At 71.6% G+C, this 23856-nt stretch carries 21 protein-coding genes and 1 tRNA gene; 12 read left to right on the top strand and 10 right to left on the bottom strand.

What is annotated here, in order from left to right; all coding sequences use genetic code 11:
- The first annotated feature begins 11 nt into the window (after positions 1–11).
- Genes DFR72_RS01675 through DFR72_RS01650 form a run of 7 tightly spaced genes read left to right on the top strand, consistent with a single transcriptional unit; the run spans position 12 to position 8206 of the window.
- Positions 12–269: an acyl carrier protein gene (locus DFR72_RS01675; RefSeq protein ID WP_114773579.1), complete on the top strand. Its 258-nt coding sequence runs from the start codon at positions 12–14 to the stop codon at positions 267–269.
- Entirely contained in the window at positions 266–1366 is a 1101-nt protein-coding gene (locus tag DFR72_RS01670; RefSeq protein ID WP_090064362.1) for an SDR family oxidoreductase, read from the top strand. The genes DFR72_RS01675 and DFR72_RS01670 overlap by 4 nt, the downstream gene beginning before the upstream one ends.
- The gene (locus DFR72_RS01665; protein WP_090064363.1) at positions 1363–2142 is read left to right on the top strand and encodes a hypothetical protein; all 780 of its coding nucleotides are present in this window, start codon (positions 1363–1365) and stop codon (positions 2140–2142) included. The genes DFR72_RS01670 and DFR72_RS01665 overlap by 4 nt, the downstream gene beginning before the upstream one ends.
- The gene (locus DFR72_RS01660; protein ID WP_090064364.1) at positions 2139–4769 is read left to right on the top strand and encodes a phosphoenolpyruvate synthase; all 2631 of its coding nucleotides are present in this window, start codon (positions 2139–2141) and stop codon (positions 4767–4769) included. Before DFR72_RS01665 ends, DFR72_RS01660 begins: the two co-directional genes overlap by 4 nt.
- Complete coding sequence (locus DFR72_RS45275; protein WP_170176088.1) at positions 4766–6385, top strand: hypothetical protein; 1620 nt, start codon at positions 4766–4768, stop codon at positions 6383–6385. The genes DFR72_RS01660 and DFR72_RS45275 overlap by 4 nt, the downstream gene beginning before the upstream one ends.
- Positions 6354–7073, top strand: coding sequence for a dTMP kinase (locus tag DFR72_RS01655; RefSeq protein WP_170176087.1), 720 nt, complete (start codon positions 6354–6356; stop codon positions 7071–7073). Before DFR72_RS45275 ends, DFR72_RS01655 begins: the two co-directional genes overlap by 32 nt.
- Complete coding sequence (locus tag DFR72_RS01650) at positions 7070–8206, top strand: acyl-CoA dehydrogenase family protein (RefSeq protein WP_090064366.1); 1137 nt, start codon at positions 7070–7072, stop codon at positions 8204–8206. The genes DFR72_RS01655 and DFR72_RS01650 overlap by 4 nt, the downstream gene beginning before the upstream one ends.
- A gap of 26 nt (positions 8207–8232) precedes the next feature.
- Here the strand turns inward: DFR72_RS01650 and DFR72_RS01645 are convergent, their stop codons facing one another.
- The 4 genes from DFR72_RS01645 to selD form a co-directional block, all read right to left on the bottom strand.
- On the bottom strand, positions 8233–8637 hold the full coding sequence (locus tag DFR72_RS01645) for a VOC family protein (protein ID WP_090064367.1): 405 nt from the start codon (positions 8635–8637) through the stop codon (positions 8233–8235).
- 15 nt (positions 8638–8652) lie between these two features.
- Positions 8653–9369, bottom strand: coding sequence for an SRPBCC family protein (locus DFR72_RS01640; protein WP_090064368.1), 717 nt, complete (start codon positions 9367–9369; stop codon positions 8653–8655).
- Positions 9366–9983: a winged helix-turn-helix domain-containing protein gene (locus DFR72_RS01635; protein ID WP_090064369.1), complete on the bottom strand. Its 618-nt coding sequence runs from the start codon at positions 9981–9983 to the stop codon at positions 9366–9368. Before DFR72_RS01635 ends, DFR72_RS01640 begins: the two co-directional genes overlap by 4 nt.
- A 76-nt stretch (positions 9984–10059) precedes the next feature.
- Positions 10060–11034 (bottom strand): selenide, water dikinase SelD, encoded by a 975-nt coding sequence (gene selD, locus DFR72_RS01630; RefSeq protein WP_090064370.1) that lies wholly within the window; start codon positions 11032–11034, stop codon positions 10060–10062.
- Between the two features lie 66 nt (positions 11035–11100).
- Between selD and DFR72_RS01625 the strand changes: the two genes are divergently transcribed.
- The 4 genes from DFR72_RS01625 to DFR72_RS01610 all read left to right on the top strand — a co-directional run bounded on the left by DFR72_RS01625 (position 11101) and on the right by DFR72_RS01610 (position 15722).
- Positions 11101–11195, top strand: a tRNA-Sec gene (locus DFR72_RS01625).
- A gap of 20 nt (positions 11196–11215) precedes the next feature.
- Positions 11216–12490, top strand: coding sequence for an L-seryl-tRNA(Sec) selenium transferase (gene selA, locus DFR72_RS01620; protein WP_090064371.1), 1275 nt, complete (start codon positions 11216–11218; stop codon positions 12488–12490).
- The gene (locus tag DFR72_RS01615) at positions 12481–14241 is read left to right on the top strand and encodes a selenocysteine-specific translation elongation factor (RefSeq protein WP_090064372.1); all 1761 of its coding nucleotides are present in this window, start codon (positions 12481–12483) and stop codon (positions 14239–14241) included. The genes selA and DFR72_RS01615 overlap by 10 nt, the downstream gene beginning before the upstream one ends.
- A 263-nt stretch (positions 14242–14504) precedes the next feature.
- Positions 14505–15722, top strand: coding sequence for a HEAT repeat domain-containing protein (locus tag DFR72_RS01610; protein ID WP_090064600.1), 1218 nt, complete (start codon positions 14505–14507; stop codon positions 15720–15722).
- Positions 15723–15802: 80 nt separating this feature from the next.
- Here DFR72_RS01610 and DFR72_RS01605 read toward each other — a convergent pair whose 3' ends face one another.
- The 6 genes from DFR72_RS01605 to DFR72_RS01580 all read right to left on the bottom strand — a co-directional run bounded on the left by DFR72_RS01605 (position 15803) and on the right by DFR72_RS01580 (position 22946).
- Positions 15803–16561, bottom strand: coding sequence for a helix-turn-helix domain-containing protein (locus DFR72_RS01605; RefSeq protein ID WP_090064373.1), 759 nt, complete (start codon positions 16559–16561; stop codon positions 15803–15805).
- Positions 16562–17213: 652 nt separating this feature from the next.
- Positions 17214–19100 (bottom strand): FG-GAP repeat domain-containing protein, encoded by a 1887-nt coding sequence (locus tag DFR72_RS01600; RefSeq protein WP_090064374.1) that lies wholly within the window; start codon positions 19098–19100, stop codon positions 17214–17216.
- Positions 19101–19124: 24 nt separating this feature from the next.
- Positions 19125–20057, bottom strand: coding sequence for a DUF1702 family protein (locus DFR72_RS01595; protein WP_170176086.1), 933 nt, complete (start codon positions 20055–20057; stop codon positions 19125–19127).
- Positions 20054–20251, bottom strand: coding sequence for a hypothetical protein (locus DFR72_RS01590; RefSeq protein ID WP_090064376.1), 198 nt, complete (start codon positions 20249–20251; stop codon positions 20054–20056). Before DFR72_RS01590 ends, DFR72_RS01595 begins: the two co-directional genes overlap by 4 nt.
- Positions 20248–21096 carry a class I SAM-dependent methyltransferase gene (locus DFR72_RS01585; RefSeq protein WP_170176085.1) on the bottom strand — a complete coding sequence of 283 codons (849 nt, stop codon included), beginning with the start codon at positions 21094–21096 and terminating at the stop codon, positions 20248–20250. The genes DFR72_RS01590 and DFR72_RS01585 overlap by 4 nt, the downstream gene beginning before the upstream one ends.
- A 68-nt stretch (positions 21097–21164) precedes the next feature.
- Positions 21165–22946: a PD40 domain-containing protein gene (locus DFR72_RS01580; RefSeq protein WP_090064378.1), complete on the bottom strand. Its 1782-nt coding sequence runs from the start codon at positions 22944–22946 to the stop codon at positions 21165–21167.
- A 117-nt stretch (positions 22947–23063) separates the two neighbouring features.
- Here DFR72_RS01580 and DFR72_RS01575 point away from each other — a divergent pair, with 117 nt between their 5' ends.
- On the top strand, positions 23064–23855 hold the full coding sequence (locus DFR72_RS01575; protein ID WP_211335260.1) for a nuclear transport factor 2 family protein: 792 nt from the start codon (positions 23064–23066) through the stop codon (positions 23853–23855).
- Position 23856 lies beyond the last annotated feature (1 nt).

Genomic DNA, 23856 nt, shown 5'->3' with positions numbered 1-23856 from the left:
CGGAGGCATCGATGAACAACGAGTCAGTGCGCGAGGCCGTGCACGCGATCCTGCGGCACATGTCCTACGGGGACGCGGAGGAGCTGTCCGACGAGGCGCGAATCGCCACGGACCTCGGGTTCGACTCGTTGCGGCTGCTCGAACTGGCGATCGTCATCGAGGAACGGTTCGAGCTCGCCGCCGTCGACGTCGACGAGGCCCTCAACGTGTCCACGGTGCGGGAGCTCGTCGACCTCGTGACCGAACGCGTCAGGGGGACGGCGGCGTGAGCGGGCTGCGCGTCCTCGTGACCGGTGCGGCCGGGCTCGTCGGTGCCGAGGTCACGGCAAGGCTGGCGGACGAGGGGCACACGGTCCTCGCGCTGGTGCACACGCGGTCGGAGATCGTGCGCAACGACGGGACAGTCGTGCGCACGGTCCCGATCGGACAGTGCGGACCCGGGCTCGTGTCCTGTGTGGCCGGTGACGTGACCAAGCCGGTGCTCGGCCTCACCGCCGAGCGTTACGAGGAACTCGCCACCGGCCTCGACCGCGTCGTGCACGCCGCCGCCACCACGGACTTCGGCCGGCGTTGGGAGACCTACGAATCGCTCAACGTGGACGGCACGCGCAACGTCGTCAGGCTCGCCGCGGAACGAGCGGTGCCCCTCGTGCACGTGAGCACGGCGTACGTCTGCGGGGAGCGCACAGGCCGGGTCCTCGAAGACGAACTCGATGTGGGACAACGGTTCGGCACCGGGTACGAACGCAGCAAGTTCCTCGCCGAACAGGAGGTCCGGGCCGCCGCCGTACCCGCCGCGGTCGTGCGGCCGAGCATGATCGTGGGTACGCAGGAGTCCGGGGTCATCCGGGACTTCAAGAACATGTACGTGGTGCTCAAGCTGTTCACGCAGGGGCGTGTCAGGTCGGTGCCGGGCTTCTACGACGCCCTGCTCGACCTGGTGCCCGTGGACTACGTCGCCGCGTTGATCTGCCAGGTGGTGAACCACTTCGACGAGGCCCGCGGGCGCACGTTCCACGCCGTCGGGGCCGCCCCGCACACGTTGCTCGACGTGAGCAACGCGCTGGCGGAGTACCCGATGTTCGAGGTACCGCACTACGTCTCGCCGTCCGCGTTCGACGCAGGCGGGCTCCCGCCGGACGAACGCGTCTACTACCGGCGGATCATCGCGATGTACGAGAGCTTCTTCCGGCGCCGCGCGAGGTTCGACGACACGAACGCGGCGCGGCTGGCACCGTGGCGGCCGGAAGCGACCGGGGTGGACTACCTGCGCACGTTGCTGGACCACTGCGTGCGGGTGGGTTACCTCGGTCGTGCGGAGGCGGGCATCGGCGACGTGCTGCGCCTCGCCGGGAGAGCGCGGTGATCGCCGCGACACGGTACGTGCGGCTGCGGTTCCCGCCGCAGACGCACGGGATCGCCGCGGTGCTGACCTACGCCACCGTCGTGGCGCTGAGCGCCCGAGCCTGGCCCGGCGTGGTCCCGCTGCTGCTCGGCGGCCTGACGTTCGTGTCGCTGTTTGTGTTCCTGCGCCTGGTGGACGACCTCGACGACGGGGCGGCGGACGCGGCGGGACTGCGGGCCGGCATGGTCGCCGTGGCCGCCGCCGTGGTGCTGCTCAACCTCCACGACCTCCCGGCCCTCGCCCTCGCGGGCGGGGCATGCGCCGCCGCCCTCGCGGCCCCGTTCCTGCCGCGTCACGGGATCAAGCACCCCGTGGTGCTCTTCGTCGCCTACGAGGTGGCACCGCTCCTGGTGCTCGGATACGGCGGCGTGACGGCGGGAGCACCCCCGATGGTGGCCGTGGGGGCGGCGGTGGTGCTCTGGAGTGCTTACGAGTACTGGAAGTTCACGAGGAAGCTCGACGAGCCGGACTACCGGCCGTTCGGTCTGGGACTGGGGGCCCGGCTCGTCGCGGCGGTGGCGCTGTCGGCCGCCGGAGTCGTCGCGGCGGCGGTCGTCGCGGCGCCGTGGGTGGTTCCGGTGGTCGTGGGGCTGATCGCCGTCGCCTTCGCGGCCGGGATGGCCTCGTGGTGGAGGGCCGGTCGCCGCGGGCGGGCGTGGTGGTCCGGGCTGACCTACGTGCTCGCCGTCGACCTGGCGGTCCTGATCCTGTGTGCGACCTGGGGAGTGTGGGGATGACGGCCGTGACGAGCGAGGTGGACGGGGCCAAGGCGCGCGGGCTGCGCGAACTGGCCGACGCCGGGTTCGTGGTGCCGCCGTGGAGCGTGATCGGCGCGGACGTCCTGCGCCGTCACCTGGCCACGACCGGTCTGGCGGACCGGATCGACGAAGAGCTCCGCGACCTCACGGCGGATCGTGCCGAGGCCGCGTCCGGCGCCGTGACCGCCGCGATCCTGACGACCCCGCTGGGACCCGACGTGCTGGCCGAGATCGCGTCCGCCGCCCACGCTGTCGGCGAAGGCCCGGTGGCGGTGCGGTCGTCCGGACTGGACGAGGACGGCCCGCGGTTCTCCTTCGCCGGTCAGTTCGACACTTTCCTGAACGTCGAGGGGATCGACTCGATCGCCGACCACGTGCGGCGCTGCTGGGCGGGCGCCTATTCGGCACGCGCGCTCGCGTACCGGCTCGCGCACGGCCTCCCGCCGGGCGGCGCCGGGATGGCGGTGATCGTGCAGCGGCTGGTGGCCGCGGAGAAGAGCGGCGTGCTGTTCACCGCCAACCCGATGTCGGGCGAGCGGACCGAACGCGTCGTCAGCGCGGTGTTCGGCCTCGGAGAAGGACTGGTCGGCGGCGCGGTGGACGCCGACACCGTCGTGCTCGACTCGACCGGCCGCGTCCTGAACGTCACGGTGGGGGAGAAGCGGGAGCGGTACGACCCGGACGCCGCCGGCGGGTGCCGCGTGACCGAGACCGCTGTCGCGGCAAGGGAAGAGCTCGCGGTGACCGAAGCCGAGCTGCGCGCGCTCGGTGAGCTGGCCGGGCGGATCGAGCGTGCCCGCGGCGCCCCGCAGGACGTGGAGTGGGCGATGGCCGACGGCACCCTGTGGGTGTTGCAGAGCCGGCCGATCACCGCCGGTCTGGACGAGCCCGGCGAGCTGCACGTCTGGGACAACTCCAACATCATCGAGAGCTTTCGCGGCATGACCTCGCCGCTCACCTACAGCTTCGCGCGCCGGGTGTACCAACGCGTCTACGAGGAGTACTGCCGCGAGCTGAAGGTGCCCGAAGCGCAACTGAGCCAGGCGCAGGAGTGGTTGCCCGCGCTGCTCGGCTACTTCCACGGGCGCGTCTACTACAACCTGCTGAACTGGTACCGGCTGGTGCGCCTCGCGCCGCTGTACCGGCTGGGCCGCCGCAGCCTCGAGCTCACCCTCGGCGTGGAGGAGTCGCTCGACCCCGAGCTGGCCGACGGGCTGCACCCGTTCACGTTCGGCTCGCGGGCGGAGGAGGTCCTCGTGACCGCGCGGTCACGACTGCGGTTCGCGACCAGGTTCGCCCTGGTCGAACGCACCGGTGAGCGGTTCATCGCGGACTTCTACCGCACCTACGAGGAGTTCGGTGCCACGGACTACGACGCGCTGACCGCCGACCAGGTGTACCGCCGCTACCAGGCGCTCGAACGCACCCTGGTCGCGCGCTGGGGCAGGGTCGCGGTGCTCGACGCCGTCATCGGCCTGTCGTTCGGGACGCTGCAGGTGCTCAACCGGCGGTGGCTGCCCGACGCCCCGCTCTGGTTCACGTGGGCGGTGGCGGGCCCGGCGAACTCGGTGGAGTCGGCGGGACCCGCCCACCGCATCGCCGAGCTCGCGAGCGTCGTGCGGGCCGACGACGAACTGCGCCGCATCGTCACCGAGTCCGAGCCCCGGCAGGCCAGAGCGGCGTTGCTGGCCGGCGGCCACACCGTGTTCGTGTCCGAAGTGGACGACTACGTGGCACGCTACGGCGACCGCAGCCTGGACGAGCTGAAGCTCGAGGCGCCGAGCCTGCGCGACGACCCGTCGACGTTCTTCCCGATGCTGCGCGCGGCCGTGGCGTCGGTGGAGAGCATGACGGGACGGGCCGATGTCGACGCCGTCCTCGGGTCCCTGTCCCCTGCGAGGCGCCAGGTGTACGAACGTGTCCGCGGCAAGGTGCGCAGGGCGTTGGAACTGCGCGAGCGCATCCGCTTCTGCCGCACCCGCGCGTTCGGCACGGCGAAGGTGATGGTGCGCGCGATCGGCCGCCGGTTCGCCTCGCTGGGCCTGCTCGACTCGCCGGAGGACGTCTTCTGGCTCTACCTGGAGGAGATCGGCGGGTGCTTCGACGCGTCCACAGTGGACGTCGACCTGCGCGCGCTCGTCCGTTCGCGCAAGGCGGCCGCCGAGTCGGACCGCCTCCTGACCGCGCCGTCCCGCTTCACCACCCGCGGCGCCCTCGGCACCAAGGCGAACCGTGCGGCGTGGGCGCGCGCCGTTCCCGGAGGCACCGCGGCGGCGGCGGGGGCGGAGCTCACCGGCGTGCCGGCCGGACCCGGCCGGGTGCAGGGCCGCGCACGGGTGGTCGACCTGCCGTCGGAGGCCCAGGGCGACATCCTCGTCACCTACCGCACCGATCCCGGCTGGGTGGCGTGGCTGCCGTCCGCGTCGGGCCTGCTCGTCGAGCGCGGCAGCCCGCTGACCCACGTCGCCATCGTCGCCCGTGAGCTGGGCGTACCCACCGTGGTGCAGGTCCCCGGCTTGACGACCCGCGTCCGCGACGGCATGCGCCTCGACGTCGACGGCGCGACCGGGACCATCCGGGTGCTGGCAGGGCCGGAGGAGTCGTGATCATCGACCGCGCGGAGCTGACCGCGCTGCTCGACGAGACGCTGGGTCTGGTGGACGCGCCACCGGGCTGCGGCGCGGTGCTGGAGGGCTCGATCGCCGAGGGGTTCGGCAACTCCGCCTCGGACATCGACTTCCTGCTGCTGGCCGACGACGACCACGACCACCCGACCATGCCGACGATCGTGTTCGTGCGAGGCCGCCGCGTCGAGGTGCGCACCCGCTCGCTGCGCCAGGTCCGCGCGCAGGCCGACGCGGTCCGCGCGCACGTGGCCGAGGGTTTCGGCGCGCTGCCCGCGGCGCTGCTCGACCGGTGCCAGCGGCTGCGCGGTGCCGTGGTGCTGCGCGGGGAGGACGTCGTGCGGCGGGCGCGCGAGTGGCCCTTGTCGCTGTCCGAGGTCGTGGCGGGCTGGTACGCGCACCACAGCAGGCAGGCCATGCGGCACGCGGTCGCCTCCTCCGTGCTGGGGGAGGACGGCGAAGCCCTGGCGTGGGCCGGGATCGCGGCGCGGCACGCCGCGAAGTCCTGGGTGGCCGCGCGGGGGGAGACGTACCTGGAGCCGAAGTGGCTCGACCGGCAGTTCGACCGGCTGGTCGCCGGGGGCGACGTGGAGGCGGCGCGGTTGCGGGACCGCCTCGCCGGGCTGCGGAAGGGGCACGACGTCGTCGGCGCGATCGCGGCGCATGCCGCACTGGTCGCGGACTTCGGCGTCGACGGCTGCCCGGCGGACGCGGACCACGTGCTGCTCGGTCTGAGGACAGGCGTCACCACCTGGCCGATCGGCGACCGCCTGCACGTGGTGCGCGACAGAGGCGACGTCTTCGTGCTGGCCCCGGCTGCCGGAAGAGCATGGCGTTCGATCGCGCCAGGGCGTCCGGTGGCCGAGGTGTGCACCACCGCGGCGGCCTCGAGCGCCCTGGCCGAGTTCCACCGCGTAGGACTGGTCGAACTGCACTGGCGCGACGGCGGACCGATCGCCTCCGCACAGCCCTGGGCACCCGTCGAGCCGGTGACCCCGCCGCCGTCCACCCGCATGCCGGTCCTCGGCCTCTCCGGCGGCGCCGCGGACGGGCACCTGTCGCTGGTCCCCCTACCGGCCAAGCGGTTCGCGGCGGCCGGGATGGCGCTGGTGTGGTCCAACATCATGGTCGAGAACGCCCGCGAGGACCTGTCCGGTGCGCTCGACGGCGGCCAGCGGGAAGTGGCGCGGACGAGCGGGCTCCGGCTGCTGCACCACGCCTGCCGGGTGGTGCTGAGCGCGTGCGGGACGAGTCCCTTGCCGCCCGACGCCGCGATCGTGACCCGGCTGGCCGCGACGGCGGCGGTGCCGGCGGACCTCGCCGCGCAGGCCACCGCCGTCGAGCGCGATCTCGGGGGCGATGAGTGGGAGTTCTGGCTGGAACGTCTGGACAAGCTCGTCAACGGCGTCCGGGACCTCGTGCGGGCCGAGGTGTTCCCGGCCTCGTTCGACTCGGCCGCCGCCTGGGAGGCCACGCTGCGGATCGGGCACGACTGGATCCGGCTCGGCGCGTACCTCGACGCCGACTTCCCGATCGAGGAGGCCCGCGACCTCCTCACGTCCGGCGGTGCCCAGCCGCACCGGCGCGGCGGCGGGTGAGCGGGTGTTCGTCGCGCTGGAGGGGATCGACGGGGCCGGGAAGTCCAGCACCGCCGCCGCCGTGGCCGCCCGGCTCCGCCACCGCGGAGTGGCGGTCCGGCTCGTGCGGCACAACGCCACCGAACCGGACGACCCGTTCGTCGCCGAGTACCTGGACGGGCTGCGCGCGTTGCAGCAGATGTCGTTGCGCGGCCCGTACTTCCGGCTCGGCGACCCGCACTGGGTGCTGATCAGGGCCAGCTACTACGCGCTCGTCGACCGGTGCGTGATCACCCCGGCGCTGGAACGGGGGCACGTCGTCGTCGCGGACGGCTGGTTCCACAAGTTCGTCGCCCGCATCGCCGCGGGCGGTGTGCGGGCCCGCGGGGACTTCGACCGGCCTGAGCAGATCCTGCCGCTGTTCGCCCCCGTGCGGCGGCCGGACCGCGTGTTCCTGCTCGACACCCCGGTGGCGACCGCCGCCGCGCGCCGGGCGGCCGACGTGAACCCCGGTGAGCTGGGACCGCAGAACGCGGAGACCTCCACCCCCGAAACGGCCTTCGTCACGTACCAGAGCGCGGTGCGCGGGCATCTGCTGTCGATGGCGGTGCCCGGCCGCTGGCACGTCGTGCGCACCGCGCTGCGGGACGTGGACGGCATCGCGGCCGAGGTGTGCGCCGACCTGGAACTGTTGCGGGAGGCGGGATGAACGTCGACGACTACCGCGCGGAGGTCCGCCGGGTGATCGCCGGGTTCGTGCCCGGCATGGCGTCCTGGGAGGAGGACGGGCACCTGCCGCGCGAGCTGTTCCACGGCCTCGCGGCGGCCGGCGCCTTCCGCGAACGGTGGGCGCAGGGCCCGGTGGGAGGGCTGCCCCTGGCACGGGTGCTGGTGGAGGAACTGGCCGTGCACAACGGAGGCGCCGCGCTCGCGGTGTCGTTGCACAGCGAGGTCTTCCTGCACGCCCTGCACCGCGCCGGCGGGCAGGAGGAGATCGTCGAGGGCGCGCTCGACGGGTCGGTCATCGGGTGTGCCGCGGTCACGGAGCCCGGTGCCGGCTCCGACGTGCCCGCGGTGACGACGTCCGCCCGGCGCGAGGGCGACCGGTGGCGGTTGACCGGCACCAAGTGCCTCATCACCAACGCCGGCCGGGCCACCCATGCGCTCGTGCTGGCGAGAACCGGCGACGCGCGGTCGTTCGGACTGTTCGTGGTGCCGCTCTCCGGCGTGACGCCCACCCGGTTCGTGCCGACGCTGGGAGTCCGGTCCGCGGACACCGCTGTGCTCGACCTCGACGTGACAGTGCCCGGCACCGCCCTGGTCGGCAACCCCCGTGCCGGGCTGGTGCAGCTGCTGCGCGTGCTCGACTTCGAACGGCTGGCGGCCGCGTCCGGCCTGGTCGCCACCGCACGGGCGGCCATGGCGCTGGCCTTGGCGCACATGCGCGACCGCACCGCGTTCTCGGCCCGCCTGTTCGACCACCAGGTCCTGCGGCACCGCATGGCGTGGCACTGGGCACGCGTGTCCGCGGCCGCCGCGCTGCTCGACGCCGCGATGACGCCGGGGCCCGGGGGTGAGGTGTCGCATCCCGCCGCGGCGGCCGCGAAACTGGTCGCCGCCAGGGACTGCGCCGACGCGGTCGACGCGGCACTGCAGGCGTTCGGCGGCCGCGGGTACACGGAGGACTTCCCACTCGCGCGGATGTACCGCGACGTGCGGCTCACCCGGATCGGCGGCGGCACCGACGAGATGCTGTGCGAGGTGATCGCCGCCAACCTCGACGCCGACGACTCGCTCAGCGCGACGCTGGTGCGCGGGATCGCCGAAAGGGGCGGGTGGTGACGGCGCCCGCCACCACCCGCCGGCCCCTACTGGCCGTCGTCCCCGTCGGGGTACGGGTTCTGCATCAGCGCGAGCGTCGCGCCCCCCGGGTCCTTGATCAGAGCGAAGGCACCCGGTCCCGCGCCGCCCGGCGCGCGCACCACCTCGCCGCCCTGGGCGGTCACCTTCTCGAGGCTGGCCGGCAGGTCGTCGACCGCGACGTAGGTGATCCACTGGGGAGGCAGGTCGGCGTTGCCGCCCGCCTTGCGGCAGATGCCCGCGACGGGAGTGCCGTCCGGCGCCAGCATCATGTAGTCGTCGTGCGTGCCCATGCTCAGCGGCTCAGGTTTCCAGCCGACGACCTCGGCGTAGAAGTCCCGGAGGCCGGGGGCGTCGGTGATGGTCAGGTCGAGGCCGACGATCGTGCCGGCCCTGTTGCGCTTGTCCGCCATGGGAGTTCTCCTCGCTCACTTGCTCGTGTTCTCGGCCCACCACTGGGACCACCGCTTGTCGAGCAGGGAGTACGTGTTGTCGTCCAGGCCGTAGGTGCTCAGCAGCGCCATCGACGTCCCGGCGGGGTCGGTCGAGGAGGGGCCGGTGCCCGCGATGATCAGCAGGCCCTCGCCCCAGGAGTCGACCGTGACACCGAGCTGGTGCTCCGAGCGGAACCACACCTCGCCCTCGATCGCCTCGCCCGCGAGGGTGGCGGTGTAGCGGCTGCCCGGCTCGCCCGCGGAGTCCAGCTCCAGGCGCTCGACGACGGTGCCCGAGTACGTCTGGCGGTTGCCGAAGAACAGCGTGCGCCGCTGCTCGCCCGGCTTGCGCTCCAGGGCGAACCGCAGCTGCTGCAGGAACGAGGTCCAGCCCTCGGTGACGTCGTCGTAGTACGCGTCCCACTCCGCGTCGCCGCTCAGCGGGGCGCGGACCAGCGTGATGCGCACGCTGTCGCCGTCCTCGTGGATCTCGAACCGGTCACCCCCGTTGGGGACGAGCGTGTGGTTCTCGGCGTCCTCGACGACGTCGGTGAAGTAGATCGAGTCGAGCTCGGCCTCGAGTTCGCCGGACTGCCACGCGTGCCACTGCCTGATCACGTCCTTGTCCCGCAGTGCCCGCCAGGCGGCGTCGACCGTGGTCGTCACCCGGATCTCCAGCCGCGGGGTGTCGGTGGCCTGGACGTCACTCATCGGTTCTCTCCCTGTTCGTTCGACTTGTCAATCGGCTTGGGGGTCGGGTGACCGCCGACCACGACGCGGTACCGGCGACCGTCCCGCGTGTCGTACCGGGCCGCGATCTCGCGCAGCGCCGCCGTCAGCTCGTCGGTGAAGCCGTGCACGTCCGCGGGGCTCGCGAACCGCACGTCGGTCTCGGCGGTGAAGGTGAGCAGGCGCTTGCCCGTCTCGTCCGCCTTGACCTGCATCCGCGCGACGTCCCGGACGGTCGCGGCGGCGACGTCGACGAGGTGCTCGGCCGCGTACTGGTCCTGGATCAGGCTGAGCTGGGCCGGCGAGTCCTCGTCGTGGCTCACCACCGTCGGGTCCACGACGACCGCGCCCGGCCGGGCCCGCATGATGCGCTCCACGCACCCGCGGCGCTGACGCTCCTCGACCAGCTCGACCAGGCCCGCGTTCTCGAGCGCCCGCAGGTGGTAGTTCACCTTCTGCCGCGGCAGGTCGAGCGCCGCCGCGAGCTGGGTCGCCGACGCGGGCTCACGCAGCCTGGCCAGCAGTTTCCGGCGCAGTGGGGCCAGCACGGCCGCCACCGCGTCCGGATCGCCCAAGTAGTTCATGCCACTGCCCATGGACCCCATCGTCCAATTGACAATTTCATTTGTCAAATGGCGTCACACGATCGGAGGAACGGTCGAAACGGACAGATCAGCGCACGACGACGAGGTGTTCGCGGCGGGGGACCAGCTCCCCGACCACGGGTGCACCGGGGATCTCGCCGGCCAGCAGCAGGCCTCCGGACGTCTGCGCGTCGGCGAGCAGCACCGCGGTGGTCTCGTCCGCGCCACCGAGGTCGGTGTGCGGGCGAACCCACGCCAGGTTGCGCCGCGTGCCGCCGCTGACGAAGCCGTCGCGCACCGCCTCGAACGCGCCGTCGAGCACCGGCACCGCCGCGCTGTCGATCACCGCGGTCAGGCCGCTGGCCCTGGCCAGTTCCAGGGTGTGGCCGAGCAGGCCGAAGCCGGTGACGTCCGTGCCGCACAGGATTCCGGCGGCCACCGCGGCCCGTGACGCGACGGCGTTCAGGGTGACCATCGTGGCCACGGCGTTGGCGAACACCTCGCCCGTCGCCTTGTGGCGCGTGTTGAGGACACCGATCCCCAGCGGCTTGGTCAGCGACAGCGGTGCGCCCGGCAGCCCGGAACTGTTGCGCAGCAACCGGTCCGGGTGTGCGATGCCCGTGACGGCCATGCCGTACTTGGGTTCGGCGTCGTCGATGCTGTGGCCTCCCGCGACCGGGCACCGCGCCTGCGCCGCGATCTCCGCCCCGCCGCCCAGGACCTCGGCGGCGAGCTCCATCGGCAGCGTCGCGCGCGGCCAGCACAGGAGGTTCACCGCGAGCACCGGCTCACCGCCCATGGCGTAGACGTCCGACAGCGCGTTGGCGGCGGCGATGCGTCCCCAGTCACGGGCGTCGTCGACCACCGGCGGGAAGAAGTCCACAGTGGACAGGACAGCGCGGTCGCCGTCGATCCGGATCGCCGCCGCGTCGTCCCCCGTGCCCACCAGCAGGCCGGGGAACGCGGGGATGCTCGTGGCGAGGAGGTCCTCCAGCTCGCCGGGCGGGATCTTGCAGGCGCACCCGCCACCGGCGGCGGTCTCGGTCAGTCTGGGAGAGGTCATGACCCGACCTTGGCAAGCCAGGAGAAGACGATGTTCCGCTGCCTTGCCGATCCTGGAACGCGCCGGGGAGGCGTGTCCGGTCTGGTGACCGGCGCGGTCTTCAACACCGACGGGCGGCAGGACCTGCCGCCGGCGGGTTCGATTCCCGTCCGCCTCCGCCACAGACGACGGTGGAGGCTGCATGTCGCGGCGGACCATCCCGAGCACGGGTGCGCTGCTCGCCTCCTCGCCGTTGCGCGAGGCGGTGGCGGTGCACGGCCGTGCGGCGGTGAAGTCGGCGATCCACGCGGCACAGGAGGAGGCACGGTCAGGCCGGGTGAGCCCCGCCGACGTGCCGCGGGTCGCGATGGCCGCGCTCGGCCGTCACGCCGCGCGCCCGGTGCTGAACGCCACGGGAGTGCTGATCCACACCAACCTCGGACGCGCGCCGCTGTCGGCCGCCGCCCGCGCGGCGCTGTCCGCCGCAGCGGGGTGGACGGATGTCGAGTTCGACCTCGCCACCGGACGCCGCGCCGCACGGGGCAGGGGAGCCATCGAGGCCCTGTGCGAGGCCGTGCCGGACGCCGGGGCGGCACACGTCGTGAACAACAACGCCGCCGCGCTGCTGTTGTGCGCCTTGGCACTCGCGCCGGGACGCGAGATCGTGATCAGCAGGGGCGAGATGGTCGAGATCGGCGACGGGTTCCGCATCCCCGACCTGCTGACCGCCGGGGGAGCCCGGCTGCGCGAGGTCGGCACCACCAACCGGACGACCGCGCGGGACTACGCCGCCGCGATCGGGCCGGACACCGGGTTCGTGCTGAAGGTGCACCCGTCGAACTTCCGCGTCGAGGGCTTCACGTCGGCCGCGAGCGTGGCGGAACTGGCCGGCTGCGGGGTCCCGGTGGTCGTGGACATCGGGTCCGGGCTGCTCGCGCCCGATCCGCGGCTGCCCGACGAGCCGGACGCGGCGACGGCGCTGCGGTCCGGCGCGGCGCTGGTGACCGCGAGCGGGGACAAGCTGCTGGGCGGACCCCAGGCCGGGCTGCTGCTGGGCGACCGTGACCTCGTGACCTCGTTGCGCCGGCATCCGGCCGCGCGGGCGCTGCGGGCGGGGAAGCTGGTGCTGGCCGCGCTGGAGGCGACACTGCGCGGGCCCGAGTCCCCGGTGGCGGTGATGCTGTCGGCGGACGCCGCCTCGGTGGAACGCAGGGCCCGCGCGCTCGCTTCGGCCGTGGGCGGTGCCGAGGTGGTCGCGACCACCTCGGTGGTGGGCGGCGGGGCGGCGCCGGGCGTGCGGCTGCCCGGTTTCGCCGTCGCCCTGCCGGAACGGTTCGCCGCGGCGTTGCGCGCGGAAAGGGTCGTGGGTCGGGTCGAGGGCGGGCGCTGCCTGCTCGACCTGCGCACCGTCGATCCGGCCGACGACGACGCGCTGGCGCGTGCGGTTCTCGCGGCAGGCGACCCGCCGTGCCGGTGATCGTGACCGCCGGACATGTCGACCACGGCAAGTCCGCTTTGGTCAGGGCGTTGACGGGAAGGGAACCGGACCGCTGGGAGCAGGAGCGGGCCCGCGGCATGAGCATCGGCCTCGGCTTCGTGTGGACCCGGCTGCCCAGCGGTGCCGAAGTGTCCTTCGTGGACGTTCCGGGGCACCGCAGGCTGGTGGCCACGATGCTCGCCGGGGCCGCACCCGCACCGGCGGTGCTGTTCGCCGTGGCCGCGGACGAGGGCTGGTCCGCCCAGTCGGCCGAGCACCTCGCGGCGCTCGACGCGCTGGGCACCGGCCGGGGCGTGCTGGTGGTCACCAAGTCCGATCGCGCGGACCCGCGCCCGGCCGCCGCCGAGGCCCAGCGCGCGCTCGCGGGCACTTCTTTGTCCGGCATCCCCGTGTTCGCGGTGAGCGCGGTGACCGGCGCGGGTCTGCCGGAGCTGCGTGCGGGCCTGGACGCCGTGGTGGCGGGCCAGGACGAGGCGGCGGACGACAGCGCGGACGTGCGGCTCTGGGTGGACCGCTCGTTCACCGTGACCGGCGCCGGGACCGTCGTCACCGCGACCCTGGCGAGCGGTTCGCTGCGCCTCGACGACCGGCTCCGGTGCGCGCGCACGGGCCTGCTGCTCCGGGTGCGGGGCCTGCAGGTGTGCGAGCGGCCGGTGGCCGTCGCGCGCCCGGTCCGCCGGGTGGCGGTGAACCTGGCGGGCGGCCGGGTGGACGTCCGCCGCGGCGACGCACTGCTCGCGCCGCCGGAAGCATGGCGCCCGGTGGACGAGTTCGACGTCCTGTGGTGTGGCGATCCGCCGCGCCCTCAGGCCTTGACGGTGCACTTCGGCACCGCGGCCGTGTCCGTGCGGGTGCGCGCGTTGGGGCCGGGAGTGGCGAGGCTCCGTACCGCGTGCGCGGTGCCGGTGCGGCCCGGCGACCGGTTGTTGCTCCGCGATCCGGGAGGTGCCGGTCCGCCGGTCGGGGCGGTGGTCGTCGACGTGCGGCCCGCGGAGCTGACGCGGCGGGGTGCGGGGCCGCGCAGGGGCGCGGAACTGCTGGCACTGGCCGGAGAACAGGTCGACCTGCCCGGGATGGCGGTGGATCTGTTGCGGCGAAGCGGTTTTCTTCGCGAGGAGGACTTCCGGGTCGCCGGTCTGCCCGTCACCGGACAGCCGGTCGCCGGAGGCCGGCACGCGGACCCGTCCACCTGGGAGTCGCTCGCCGGCCGGGTGCCGGACGAGGTGGCCGGCTGGTGCGCGGAACGGCCCTTGGCGCGGGGGATGCCGTTGCCGGTGCTCGCCGACCGGCTCTCGGTGCCGTCGGCCGAGATCACCCGCGAGCTCGTGCGCGCCGCGGGTCTGTCCGCGGAGGACGGTGTGGTGGTGGGACGTGCCGCCCTGCCGGATGCTGTCGAGAAGGGACTCGCGGCGATCACGGAGTCGTTGCGGCAGAACCCTTTTCGTGCTCCTGAGGCGCACGATCTCGCGCGAGCGGGCCTGGGAGCGGCGGAACTGGCCAGTGCGGTCCGAGCGGGCCGGCTCCTCCAGCTCGCGCCGGGAGTGGTGGTGCTGCCGGGCGCGGACCGGCCGGCCGCCGAGGTGCTGCGCGGGATCGGGGACCCCTTCACCGTCAGCCAGGCGCGCCAGGCCTGGGACACGACCCGCCGCACCGCCGTGCCGCTGCTCGAACTGCTGGACCGGGAAGGTGTCACGCGACGGCGGCCGGACGGCGCAAGAGAGCTCTCGTAGGTATTTTTCGACGTTTTTACGCTCGATTGCTCGATTGGTGAACCGCGTTGACTGCGGCCGTGAACCCAGCTTTAGTGGAGACAGCGTTGAAGAGCAGCCCGGAATTCATCCGCTCTCCCGGGATTAATGGCCTCAACGTGGTTGTCCGAAGCGGAAAATGGATCGTCGAGTAGCTGGCCGGTGCGCTCTTCTAGCTGGTCAGGGCTTACTGGCGTCCACAGTTAGAGCCAATGTTGCTGATCGGTTCGGAAAGGATGACCGGCATGGCACTTGAGTCTGTCGATCTGGGACAGGTAAGCGGTGTAGAAGCACAGGCTCCTGTCTGGGATCACTACCTCCAGGGTGACCCCGCACGTCTCAACAGTGATTTCGGGGAGTTCCTCAAGCGGACCGCGATCCGGCTCGACGTCCGCACGGACGACCAGGTCGCGCAGGAGGCGCTGAACCACCGGGACCCGATGATCCGGGAGCAGTCGCTGTTCCAGTACGTGGATCGCGGGCTGCCGGGCGCCGTCGACCTGCTCACCGAAGCGGTGAAGACCGACAGCGTGCGCGAGGTGCGCTGGAACGCGCTGTGGGCGCTGGAGAAGATCGGTGGCCCCAGGGCGCTCAAGGCGCTGCAGGGCTTCGTCAACGACGACGACGCCGACGTCGGCGAGTGGGCTCGCCTGTTCGCGTCGGAGCTCACCACGGGCCTGCCCGCGTTCGACAGCCGTTCGTGGAAGCAGGACCCGGACCGCACGTTCGACGAGACGATCCTGCTCAACATCGACGTCGACGTCTACGTGCGGCTCGACGACACCGGCCGTCACTGGGGCAAGATCTCCCTGGCGCCCCAGGGCCTCGCGCGCAGCTACGGTCAGGCGCACGCCTGCCCGAACTCGGCGACGCGCGACCAGCAGCTCGTGATCAGCAAGAACCTGGCGGGCCTGCACGACGACGGCACGCCGCACGTGGAGAACTTCCTGTTCCGCGGCGTGACCAACCACGCCAGCGCGGGCCGGGGCAGCTTCTTCTTCGAGTCGCGCGGCCTGCGGCCGATCTTCATGTCCGGCCAGGCGGACAACGACTCGCTCGGCCACCGCAACGAGATGGTCTCCGCCAAGCGTTCCGGCGAGTGGACCACCGACCCGCTGATGGAGGTCGGGGGCAAGCCCGCGATCCGCTACGTCCGCGGTGCCGTCCAGACGTGGGGCTACATCAACTTCGAGACGATGCGCGGCAGCTCGCTCGAGGAGATCCTGTTCCCGGGCAACAGCATCCTGGGCACGCTCGACACCCCGACCGGCCCGCTGGCCAACGCGTACATCACGGGTACGTTCAAGGGCAAGCTGGTCGACTGGGACGGCGACGGCAAGATCGACGTCAACTCGCTCGACATCTACTCGACGCACGAGGCAGAGGTCGACATGAACCAGGACAACATCGCGGACGAGCCGGGTGTGCAGTTCTGCACCCGCACCGGCTGGATGCACTCCTGATCCGAGCACGGCGAAGCGGGGTGAGCGGTTTCGGTCGCTCACCCCGCTTTTTGGTCCGCGGGTACCGCTACGGGGTCACGTCACCCGATGGCGGGAGTGGAGTGGGAGATGCGCAGAACCCGTCGGCGTGCGAGGGACAGCAGCGGCCGGGTGAACTCGACGGGCGGGTCGAAGCGGCGCTGCCTGCGCAGCGCGACCTGGAACGGGTGGCGGCACCGGCCGCCGGTGACGGTCACGGGCGAGAAGCCGAACCCGATCCGGCCGAGCACGCCGATGGGGGTGGCCAGCACGTCGCGGACCGTGGCGCTCGGGCCGACCGCGACGGCGATCGGCTCGTAGTCACCGTCCGCGACCGGGGGAAGGGCCACCAGGCGGTTCGTCGCGATGGCGTGGAACATCGTCGGCAGCTCCTGCGGCCGGTTCAGCCGGAAGAGCCCGAGCAGCGCGTTGCAGGGCTCGCCGTGCAGGCCGGTCACGGCGCCGATCGGTCCGGAGGCCGCCGCCAGCTCCGGGCCCGCCTCGACGAGCTCCTCGACGGGAATGTGCCCGATCTGCTCCACGACGCACCGGAACCGGCGCGGCGACAACCCGGTCAGCTTGCCGAACTGGCTGATGAAGGTACCGAGACTGGAATAGCCGATCGAGGTGCACACGTCGGTCACGGTCTTCGGCGTGACCAGCAGCAGGCGCCGGGCCTCCGCCATTCTGAGCGAGGTGAGGAACCGGGCCGGCGTGGTCGTGGTGACGTCCCGGAAAACGCGGTGGAAGTGAAATGGACTCAACGTTCCCGCCCGTGCGACGTCGCTGAGCTGGATTGGTTCCGGCAGGTGCTCGATCATGTAGTCGACTGCCTTGGCGACCGACGTTATCCTGGCCGCACCCGTGCTCTCGGCCAGACATCGGCCGACAGTCGAGCACAGCCCGATCTTGTCGCACTTGAGGCAGTTCGCCTCTGTTCGCCATTGGATTGATGAATGGCCTTTCAAGGTGAGTCTCCTACCCCTTGGTCAGAGCCCCGAACAAAAACCCCCGACGCGGATGGCCCCACCCGCGGCGAATGTGCGGTACCTGTCCTGCGCGTGAGGCTGCTGGGTCAGGAGCACCGGCAGCGGAGCGAGAGTCTCGGCTATGTGAACGGGACGGAACAGATACCGGACGACGGTTGGCCCTCTTCTTTGTTTGTCATCCTGAGCTAACCGTCTGTGACGGCACGGACGGTAGTCGCGATCTTGCTATTTGTCGGGATTGTGGTGATCGAGAACTAAGGGCTGCTCGCCCGTTCGGTCGGTACGGCTTCATGCTTGATCAATTGCGCGATAATCTTTCCTCCTCGCTTGGAATGATATGTCACGCAGGGCTGTTCTGGTCTTTTCGGGCGAGTTCGGAATGATCGACCTGACCCAACGTAGCAACGAAAAAGCCCAGCTGCGCCGTCGGAGTGACGCAGTGGGCAGTTTCGTTGGATCATTTGGGTGTCACCACTTGAATTGACTACACTGCGGTGATCTTTCCGTCGTCGCCGAGCAATAGAGAATGGCTGCCGGGAGGAAGCACGATCCGCTCGGTTCGCGGCCCTGACGGAGTCCGCCAGCGGATCGTGTATTCGGCGTGTTCGTTCGAGCCCGTTGCGAAGAAGAGCTCGGCGGACGAGACACCCGTGTGCCCATTCGCGGGATAAAGCTGAGCGCGTTGTGCGGGCCGGTTGTCGGTCTGCGCGACGACCTGCGCGCCAATCGCCGCGGTGGTCGAAGTCCCGGTGCCGGGCCGGCGCAGGCTCAACACGGTCTGGCGGGGTTCTGAGGTGGACGTGTTGAGCAGCAGCCGGGAGTCCTGCCACTGATTGGCGACTAGGGCGTCCGGCCTGCCGTCCGCGTTCACGTCGCCGATCGCGATGCCGCGGGAGTTGCCGGACTCGTCAAGGTGAAGATGTTTCGCCATGTCGGCGTAGCGCCCGGATTCCGTTCGGGCCCAAAACGGGTTGTGGTCGTCTCCGGACAGATTCGATTCGGGTCCGAAACGTGGCCACGCGGCCGGGTACTGGAGCAGCTGGTCGTTTCCGAGCGCCAATTCCTGCAGCAGTGCCCAATGCCACTTCTCGCCTTTCAGGAATCCCGTCGCCTGCATTATCTCGTCGGTTCCGTCGCCGTCGAAGTCGGCGGCCTTGATGTCCCATCCCCAGCCGCTGCGGGCGAGCCCCAGCTCCTCGCTGCGGTCGATGAACGGGACGTCGCCGGAAAGCAGGTCCGAGCCGGGACCGGTCGGCGTGAACGCGAAGTTGCTCTCCTGCAGGCCCCATTTCGCGGTGATGTTGCTGACCACCATCGTCGGCATCTCGGCGCCGTCCGGGTAGGTGAAGGTGACTCCCATGCCCTTGAACGAGTCGTGCCCGAGAACCGTGGACTTGGGAGAGGTGAGGTCACGCGTGCCCTTCACCGTGCGTAACCGCACGTTCCCCGGCGTCGACAGGTTGACCATCAGGTGGTCGGGGCCGAAGTCCTCGGCCTGGTAGATCTCCGGCAGGTGGTCGCCGGTGAGGTCCTGCAGGCCGATCGCCAGCGTCCACGCCTGCGCGGCCTCCGGCGGCAGGGCCGCGCTCGCGTCGGTCCACTCGGGTGCCTGGTCCGCTCCTCGCGGCCGGGACAGCAGCAGCCGGTTCGTGCCGCCGTTGAAGGCGCGCGCCATGCCGTCCTGCATCCGCATGCGCTCGTCCGGGCCCGCCTGCGGGTCGAGCACCTTGGCGTTGTCCGGGAAGTAGTTCGCCACCAGCAGGTCCAGGTTCCCGTCACCGTCGACGTCGCCGGCGTTGAGCGTCGTGGAGTTCCACACCTGCCGGGGCTCGACCAGCTCCACGACGCGGAACCCGTTGCCGGTGTTGAGGAACTGCACGGGGGAGCGGCCCCAGTAGTGCACGACGTAGTCGGTGTCCCCGTCCACGTCCAGGTCGAGCGGCACGCAGCCCATCGGCGCCATCGTGGCGTCGTAGTCCCGGTCGGGGACGAGGACCCGCGGGGCGAACCGGGCACCGGTGCCCGGCGCGGGGAAGAGCCGCACCGAGTCGTCGCGCGGGTCGACCAGGCAGACGTCGTCGGACCGGCCGTTGCCGTCGTGGTCCGTCACCGCGACCGCGGCGCCGACGGCGGAGATCCACGACCGGATGTGCTCGACGTCCGGGCCGACCTCGCGCAGGTCGCGCGCCCCCGTCGGGGCCTGGTTCAGGGCCTTGACGGTGAACCCGTACCGGGAGGCGAGGGTCGCCGCCTCGGCGTCCGGGAGCACCGGCCGGGCCGTGGCGAGACCGGTGGCGGCGACCAGCACGACCGCGACCACCGCCGGCAGCAGACCGGCGGCTCGTGATTTGGGGACCGTGGGTGAAGTCATGGCGTTGTCTCCGAGGTGAGTTGGTCAGACGTGCCGGGCCGCTCGATCGCGGATGAGGTGCTGCCACTGGCGGTACGCCGCGATGTCGAGCTCGCCCGCGGACACCACGTGCGCCGCGGCCACCGTCCACTCGACGGCCTCGTCGACCGGCACCCCGGCCAGCTCGCGCACCCCGGTGGCGGTGTGCTCGGGCACGTGCCCCGCGGCACCCCTGGCCCCTGCCGCGAAGGCCGCTCCCTGGGCGAGGGCCACCCGGTCCGGCCCGGTCAGCGACGTGAGGTCGTCCAGCGCGGCGTGGTCGGCCCCGCCGGCGTAGCAGACGGCCAGGCCGACACCCGACCAGAGCTCGGCGTGCGCCTGCGGCGGGAACGCCGCGATCCGCCGCCGGATCGCGGCGGGGTCGGCGCACTCCATGAACCACATCGCGCGGCCGACGCCCTGGTGCAGCACGGTGTGCGAGGGCGAGGAGGACCAGGAGGCGCGGCGGAACCGTTCGTTCCACCTCCTGCCCCGCAGGAAGGCCCTGGAGAACCCGGCGCCGTCGAGGGTGAGCCAGCGCAGCAACGGGTCCAGCTTCGCGCGCCGGAGCACCGTCGACGGCGGGGCGAGGAGACCGACCCAGCCTGCACCGACGTGCATCAGGTGCGGGTAGCGGTCGCCGGCCAGGGCGAACAGGTCGTCCAGCGTCGAGTTCCGCTTGCGGCCCAACAGGACGTCGTGTGCGCAGGCGGCGAACGCGGCGCCCTCGTAGGCGAACCCCTGGTCGTCGAGCGGCATCGGGCCGAGGTGGAACGGGAGCTCGCCGACGCCGTGCCGCCGCAGGGTGTTGTAGCCCGTGAGGAAAGCGCCGGCACGCCGTTCCAGCAACGCTCGCGCCGCCGCGTTGGCGGTGCGGAAGCCGCGGCTCTCGAAGTCGACCAGCCCGGCGGGCAACGGTGGCAGCACCCGCGGGCTCACGGCATCTCCTCGAGTTTCGAGACCGGTGTGACCAGCCGGCGCGCCCAGAGTCCGAGCACGGCGGCGAGCACCCCGACCAGCGCGCCGGTCTGCTCGGCGGTGAGCTCGACGAGCCCGAACGCGACCACGAGGTTGACGAGCGCCAGGAACGCGGCCTGCAGCAGCACGGGTTCGCGGCGCAGGAACGCGATCACGAGTCGTCCTGTGCCGGGCGGCGTGCCGTGAACCGCCCGTAGGACAGTTCCCGGCGCACGAAGCTGTCGAGGTAGAACTCCGTCGACTCGCACCAGTGCTGGTACTCCTCGGCCGTGCAGACGTCCTGGATCGCCCGCTGCCGCACCGTGAGCGCGCCGGAGATGATCCGGAAGCAGTCGACGGCCGCCGCCGAGATGTCGGTGTGGACGATGTCGACGAAACCCAGGTGGCTCAGCAACTCCGCGGTGTCGGCGGGCTGGGGCAGCGGGCGGATGCCGTCGTACTCCCAGGCCGTGCCGCGCACCCGGTCGCTCAGTTCACGACCGGTGAGGATGTCGGCGAACACCAGGTGGCCGCCGGGACGCAACGCCGCGTGCGCGACCGCGAGCGCGTCGCCCGGGTCGTTCATCAACGCCAGCGAGTCGACGGCGACGACGAGGTCGTAGGGCCGGTCGGGCATCCACGTGTTGACGTCGCCGCGCAGGAAGCGGACCCGCTTCTGCACGCTGGCCGGCAGCTGCCGGTGCTTGAGCCTGGCGTGGTCCAGCTGGGACGGGTTCAGCTCGATCCCGGTGATCTGGCAGTCGAAGCGGCCTGCCAGGTAGCGGCACACCTCACCGGTGCCGGAACAGAGCTCCAGCACGCTGTGCCCGGCACCGAGACCGAACTCGGTGCCGATGCTGTCGAGCAGCGCGGCGCCCGCCATGTTGGTGAACTCCCGGCCCTCGTGCACCGGTTCGTACACCGCGAGGTGCCACAGGGCGCCCGCGGCGGTGTCGTAGATCTTGTTCTGGGCCGGCAGGGAGGCGGAGAGCCTTCCGTGGTCGGTGGAGTTGCCTTGCATGCGAGATCTCCTCGTGCGTGTGAGCGGGACAGGGTGCGGGCCACCCGACCGGGTGGGCTTCACATGCGTCATCTGCGCCGGGTGTCGACCGGGCTGCGCACCGGCCCCATGCTCCAGGGGGCGGGGCCGGGGTCATCGGTCTCGAGTGGACGGTCGAAGTCGCCGGTCAGGTCGGCGATCGGCGAGCCGGGAGCCCACACGTTCTCGGCGAGCCAGTACTCGACCGTGCGGTACGTGCGGGTGAACACCACCAGCGAGCCGTCCCGGGACGGCACCGGGTAGCGGACCGAGGGACCGGCGGCGGAGAGCACGCGGCCCAGGCCGTCGGGTTGTTGCTCGTGCAGCTCCTCGGCTCCCGAGGCGACGAGCGAGCACAGCAGGTTGCCGTCGGGCAGCAGGTGCGGGTTGTTGCGCTCCACGTAGTCGGGACCCGCGAGCGTCGTGATCTCTCCGGTGGCCAGGTCCCTGCGGTAGAAGCCCCACGTCCAGTCGCCACCGCGGGTCGACATGAACACCACGCCGCTCCCGTCCGGTGTCCAGGAGGGAGCCTCGTCCCACCACGGGTCCTCGGTCAGCTTGTGCACCTCGCCCGTGCGCACGTCCAGCACGCACAGGTCGGCCTCGAACGGCTCGGTGTCGGACTTGAAGACGAGCCTCGTGCTGTCCGGGGACCAGTCGAGCGGACCGTGCATCCCCTTGAGCCAGTCCATTCCACGTGTCCACACGCGACTGACGCCCTCGGCGAAGTCGTAGGTCGCGATCTCCCACCGCGGCCGCGCGGCGTGCCGGGACAGGTAGGCGATCGAGCGGCCGTCCGGGGACCAGGCGGGGAAGGCCGCCTCACCGAGCGGGAGCAGCCGGGGCGGTCCGCCCGCGAGGTCGCGGATCTTCACCACCGAACGCCCGGAGTCCTCGGCCGCGTAGACGAGCCTGGTGCCGTCCGGGCTCAGCGATCCGTACCGGGGCTGCTCGTCGGCGTCGACCAGTTGGTGCACGCCACCGGTGCGGCGGTCCAGCACCCAGATGCCGACACCGCGGTCGACGAGGCGGTGGAAGAACAGGTTCTGCCCGTCGGCGGTCCAGTTGGGCCACCGGTCGTCGGCGGCCTCCGTGACGAGCGCCCGGCCGGTGCCGGAGCCGTCGAGCCGTTGCACCCAGATCACCGAACGACCCTCGAAGCTGCGGGAGAACGCCACGACGGGGTGGGCGCTCGACACCGACGGCTTGTAGTCCCACGCGCTGCCGTCCGTGATCTCGATCGGCGCGGAACCGTCGAGCGGCAACACGGAGATGGCGCCGGCGCCGGTGTCGTAGGAGTGGCAGACGAGCGCGCGCCCGTCCGGCAGGTAGGAGCAGGCGCCCGCGCGGCCGGGAGTCCTGGTGACCGCGCGGGGCCTGCCTCCCTTCGCGGGGACGACGTAGAAGTGCCGCTGTCCCCACGGACCGCCGGCGTAGGCGATCTGCGTGCCGTCGGGGGACCACTGCGGGTACTCCTCCTCGTGGTCGGCGTAGGTGAGCTGGCTGATCCGGCCGTCGCGGGCCCGGTACAGCCAGACCGCCTTGTGGCCGCCCCGCGACGAGGTGAAGGCGAGACAGCTGGAGTCCGGCGACCACTGCGCCTCGATGTCGTCGCCGGCGCCGCGCGTGCCCTGGTGCCACTGGTCGGTCGCGAGCTCGTAGAACCACAGGTTCAGCGATCCCGCGCGCCGCGACGAGGCCACGAAGCGGGCACCGTCGGGGGAGATCGCGCCGTCGCCCGCGCCCGCGGGGTCGTGGGTCAGGCGGCGCAACCGGAACTCGGGTCCGTGGGAACGCATGGGTGGCAGGTATCCGCTCACGTGTTCTTCCATCGTCTCTCCCCGATTGTCGAATGCGCGCAGACCGACTACAGGGACAGTAAGTTTGATCAGCTCCGACTCCTTCTCATCCCTTGCGGGGAAACCCGTCGAAATCCAGCAAGGCAGAAGATGGACTTGTGCGGCAGTGCTGCTGGAATGACTTCAGAGCAACAGAGGAGAAGTCATCGCGGGCTGCGGGTGACTACAACGGACACCGAGGAAGAGCAGTCCGTCGCTACGGTCGGTCGGCTGGCGACGCTATTGATCGGAGAGTTGATTGTGACTGAGATCCAGGATTTCGGCAGGCAGCTGAGCGAATTCGCGCGAGGCCTCCTCGGTTCCTCCGGTGGTTCGGGCGAGGGTGAAGTTTTCGAGTCGGACGCCAACGCCGAGCTCGAGATTCGCGGATTCCTGGCCGACTTGCAGGTGGCCTATTCGCGAGGCGACATCGACTACATTCTCAACACCATCGCCGACGAGTTCACGACGTACGAACTGGTGGCGGTGAACGGTCGCCCGCTGAAGATCACGGGCCGGGAGAACATGCGGACGTACCTGTCCACGCTGTTCCCCACGAGCACCGACAGCCAGATCAAGACGATCTTCGCGACGCAGGCGATCGCGACGCCGACGCTCGGCCTCGTCAACGAGGAGGGCGACGTCGTCATCACGCGCGCCGACCACAAGGAGCACCAGCCGCTGTACTCCAGCGCGCTCGCGGTGAAGACGGCCGACGGCTGGAAGTGGCGCCACTGGCACATGTCCGAAGCCGGCCCGCGCTTCCGCGTGAACCTGGGCGGCCAGCCGATCGACGACAACGGACGCGTCATCCCCGGCGCCCGCGTCGTGGTCGAGAACGGCCTGGGCCGCGTCGTCGTCGACGGTCAGACCGACGGTGGCGGCACTGCTCCGCGCGACTAGG

This window comes from Lentzea flaviverrucosa (genome assembly GCF_003350445.1).
GTDB classification, from domain to species: domain Bacteria; phylum Actinomycetota; class Actinomycetes; order Mycobacteriales; family Pseudonocardiaceae; genus Lentzea; species Lentzea californiensis.
The sequence above is the reverse complement of the archived record's forward strand: the minus strand, read 5'-3'. Positions and strand labels throughout refer to the sequence as shown.

Excerpts from the sequence above, each read along its gene's own strand:
- DFR72_RS01675 (WP_114773579.1), top strand. The coding sequence starts at position 12 with ATGAACAACGAGTCAGTGCGCGAGGCCGTGCACGCGATCCTGCGGCAC.
- DFR72_RS01660 (WP_090064364.1), top strand. The coding sequence starts at position 2,139 with ATGACGGCCGTGACGAGCGAGGTGGACGGGGCCAAGGCGCGCGGGCTG.
- DFR72_RS01650 (WP_090064366.1), top strand. The coding sequence starts at position 7,070 with ATGAACGTCGACGACTACCGCGCGGAGGTCCGCCGGGTGATCGCCGGG.
- DFR72_RS01645 (WP_090064367.1), bottom strand. The coding sequence starts at position 8,637 with ATGGCGGACAAGCGCAACAGGGCCGGCACGATCGTCGGCCTCGACCTG.
- DFR72_RS01640 (WP_090064368.1), bottom strand. The coding sequence starts at position 9,369 with ATGAGTGACGTCCAGGCCACCGACACCCCGCGGCTGGAGATCCGGGTG.
- DFR72_RS01635 (WP_090064369.1), bottom strand. The coding sequence starts at position 9,983 with ATGGGCAGTGGCATGAACTACTTGGGCGATCCGGACGCGGTGGCGGCC.
- selD (WP_090064370.1), bottom strand. The coding sequence starts at position 11,034 with ATGACCTCTCCCAGACTGACCGAGACCGCCGCCGGTGGCGGGTGCGCC.
- selA (WP_090064371.1), top strand. The coding sequence starts at position 11,216 with ATGTCGCGGCGGACCATCCCGAGCACGGGTGCGCTGCTCGCCTCCTCG.
- DFR72_RS01610 (WP_090064600.1), top strand. The coding sequence starts at position 14,505 with ATGGCACTTGAGTCTGTCGATCTGGGACAGGTAAGCGGTGTAGAAGCA.
- DFR72_RS01605 (WP_090064373.1), bottom strand. The coding sequence starts at position 16,561 with ATGATCGAGCACCTGCCGGAACCAATCCAGCTCAGCGACGTCGCACGG.
- DFR72_RS01600 (WP_090064374.1), bottom strand. The coding sequence starts at position 19,100 with ATGACTTCACCCACGGTCCCCAAATCACGAGCCGCCGGTCTGCTGCCG.
- DFR72_RS01585 (WP_170176085.1), bottom strand. The coding sequence starts at position 21,096 with ATGCAAGGCAACTCCACCGACCACGGAAGGCTCTCCGCCTCCCTGCCG.
- DFR72_RS01580 (WP_090064378.1), bottom strand. The coding sequence starts at position 22,946 with ATGGAAGAACACGTGAGCGGATACCTGCCACCCATGCGTTCCCACGGA.
- DFR72_RS01575 (WP_211335260.1), top strand. The coding sequence starts at position 23,064 with ATGGACTTGTGCGGCAGTGCTGCTGGAATGACTTCAGAGCAACAGAGG.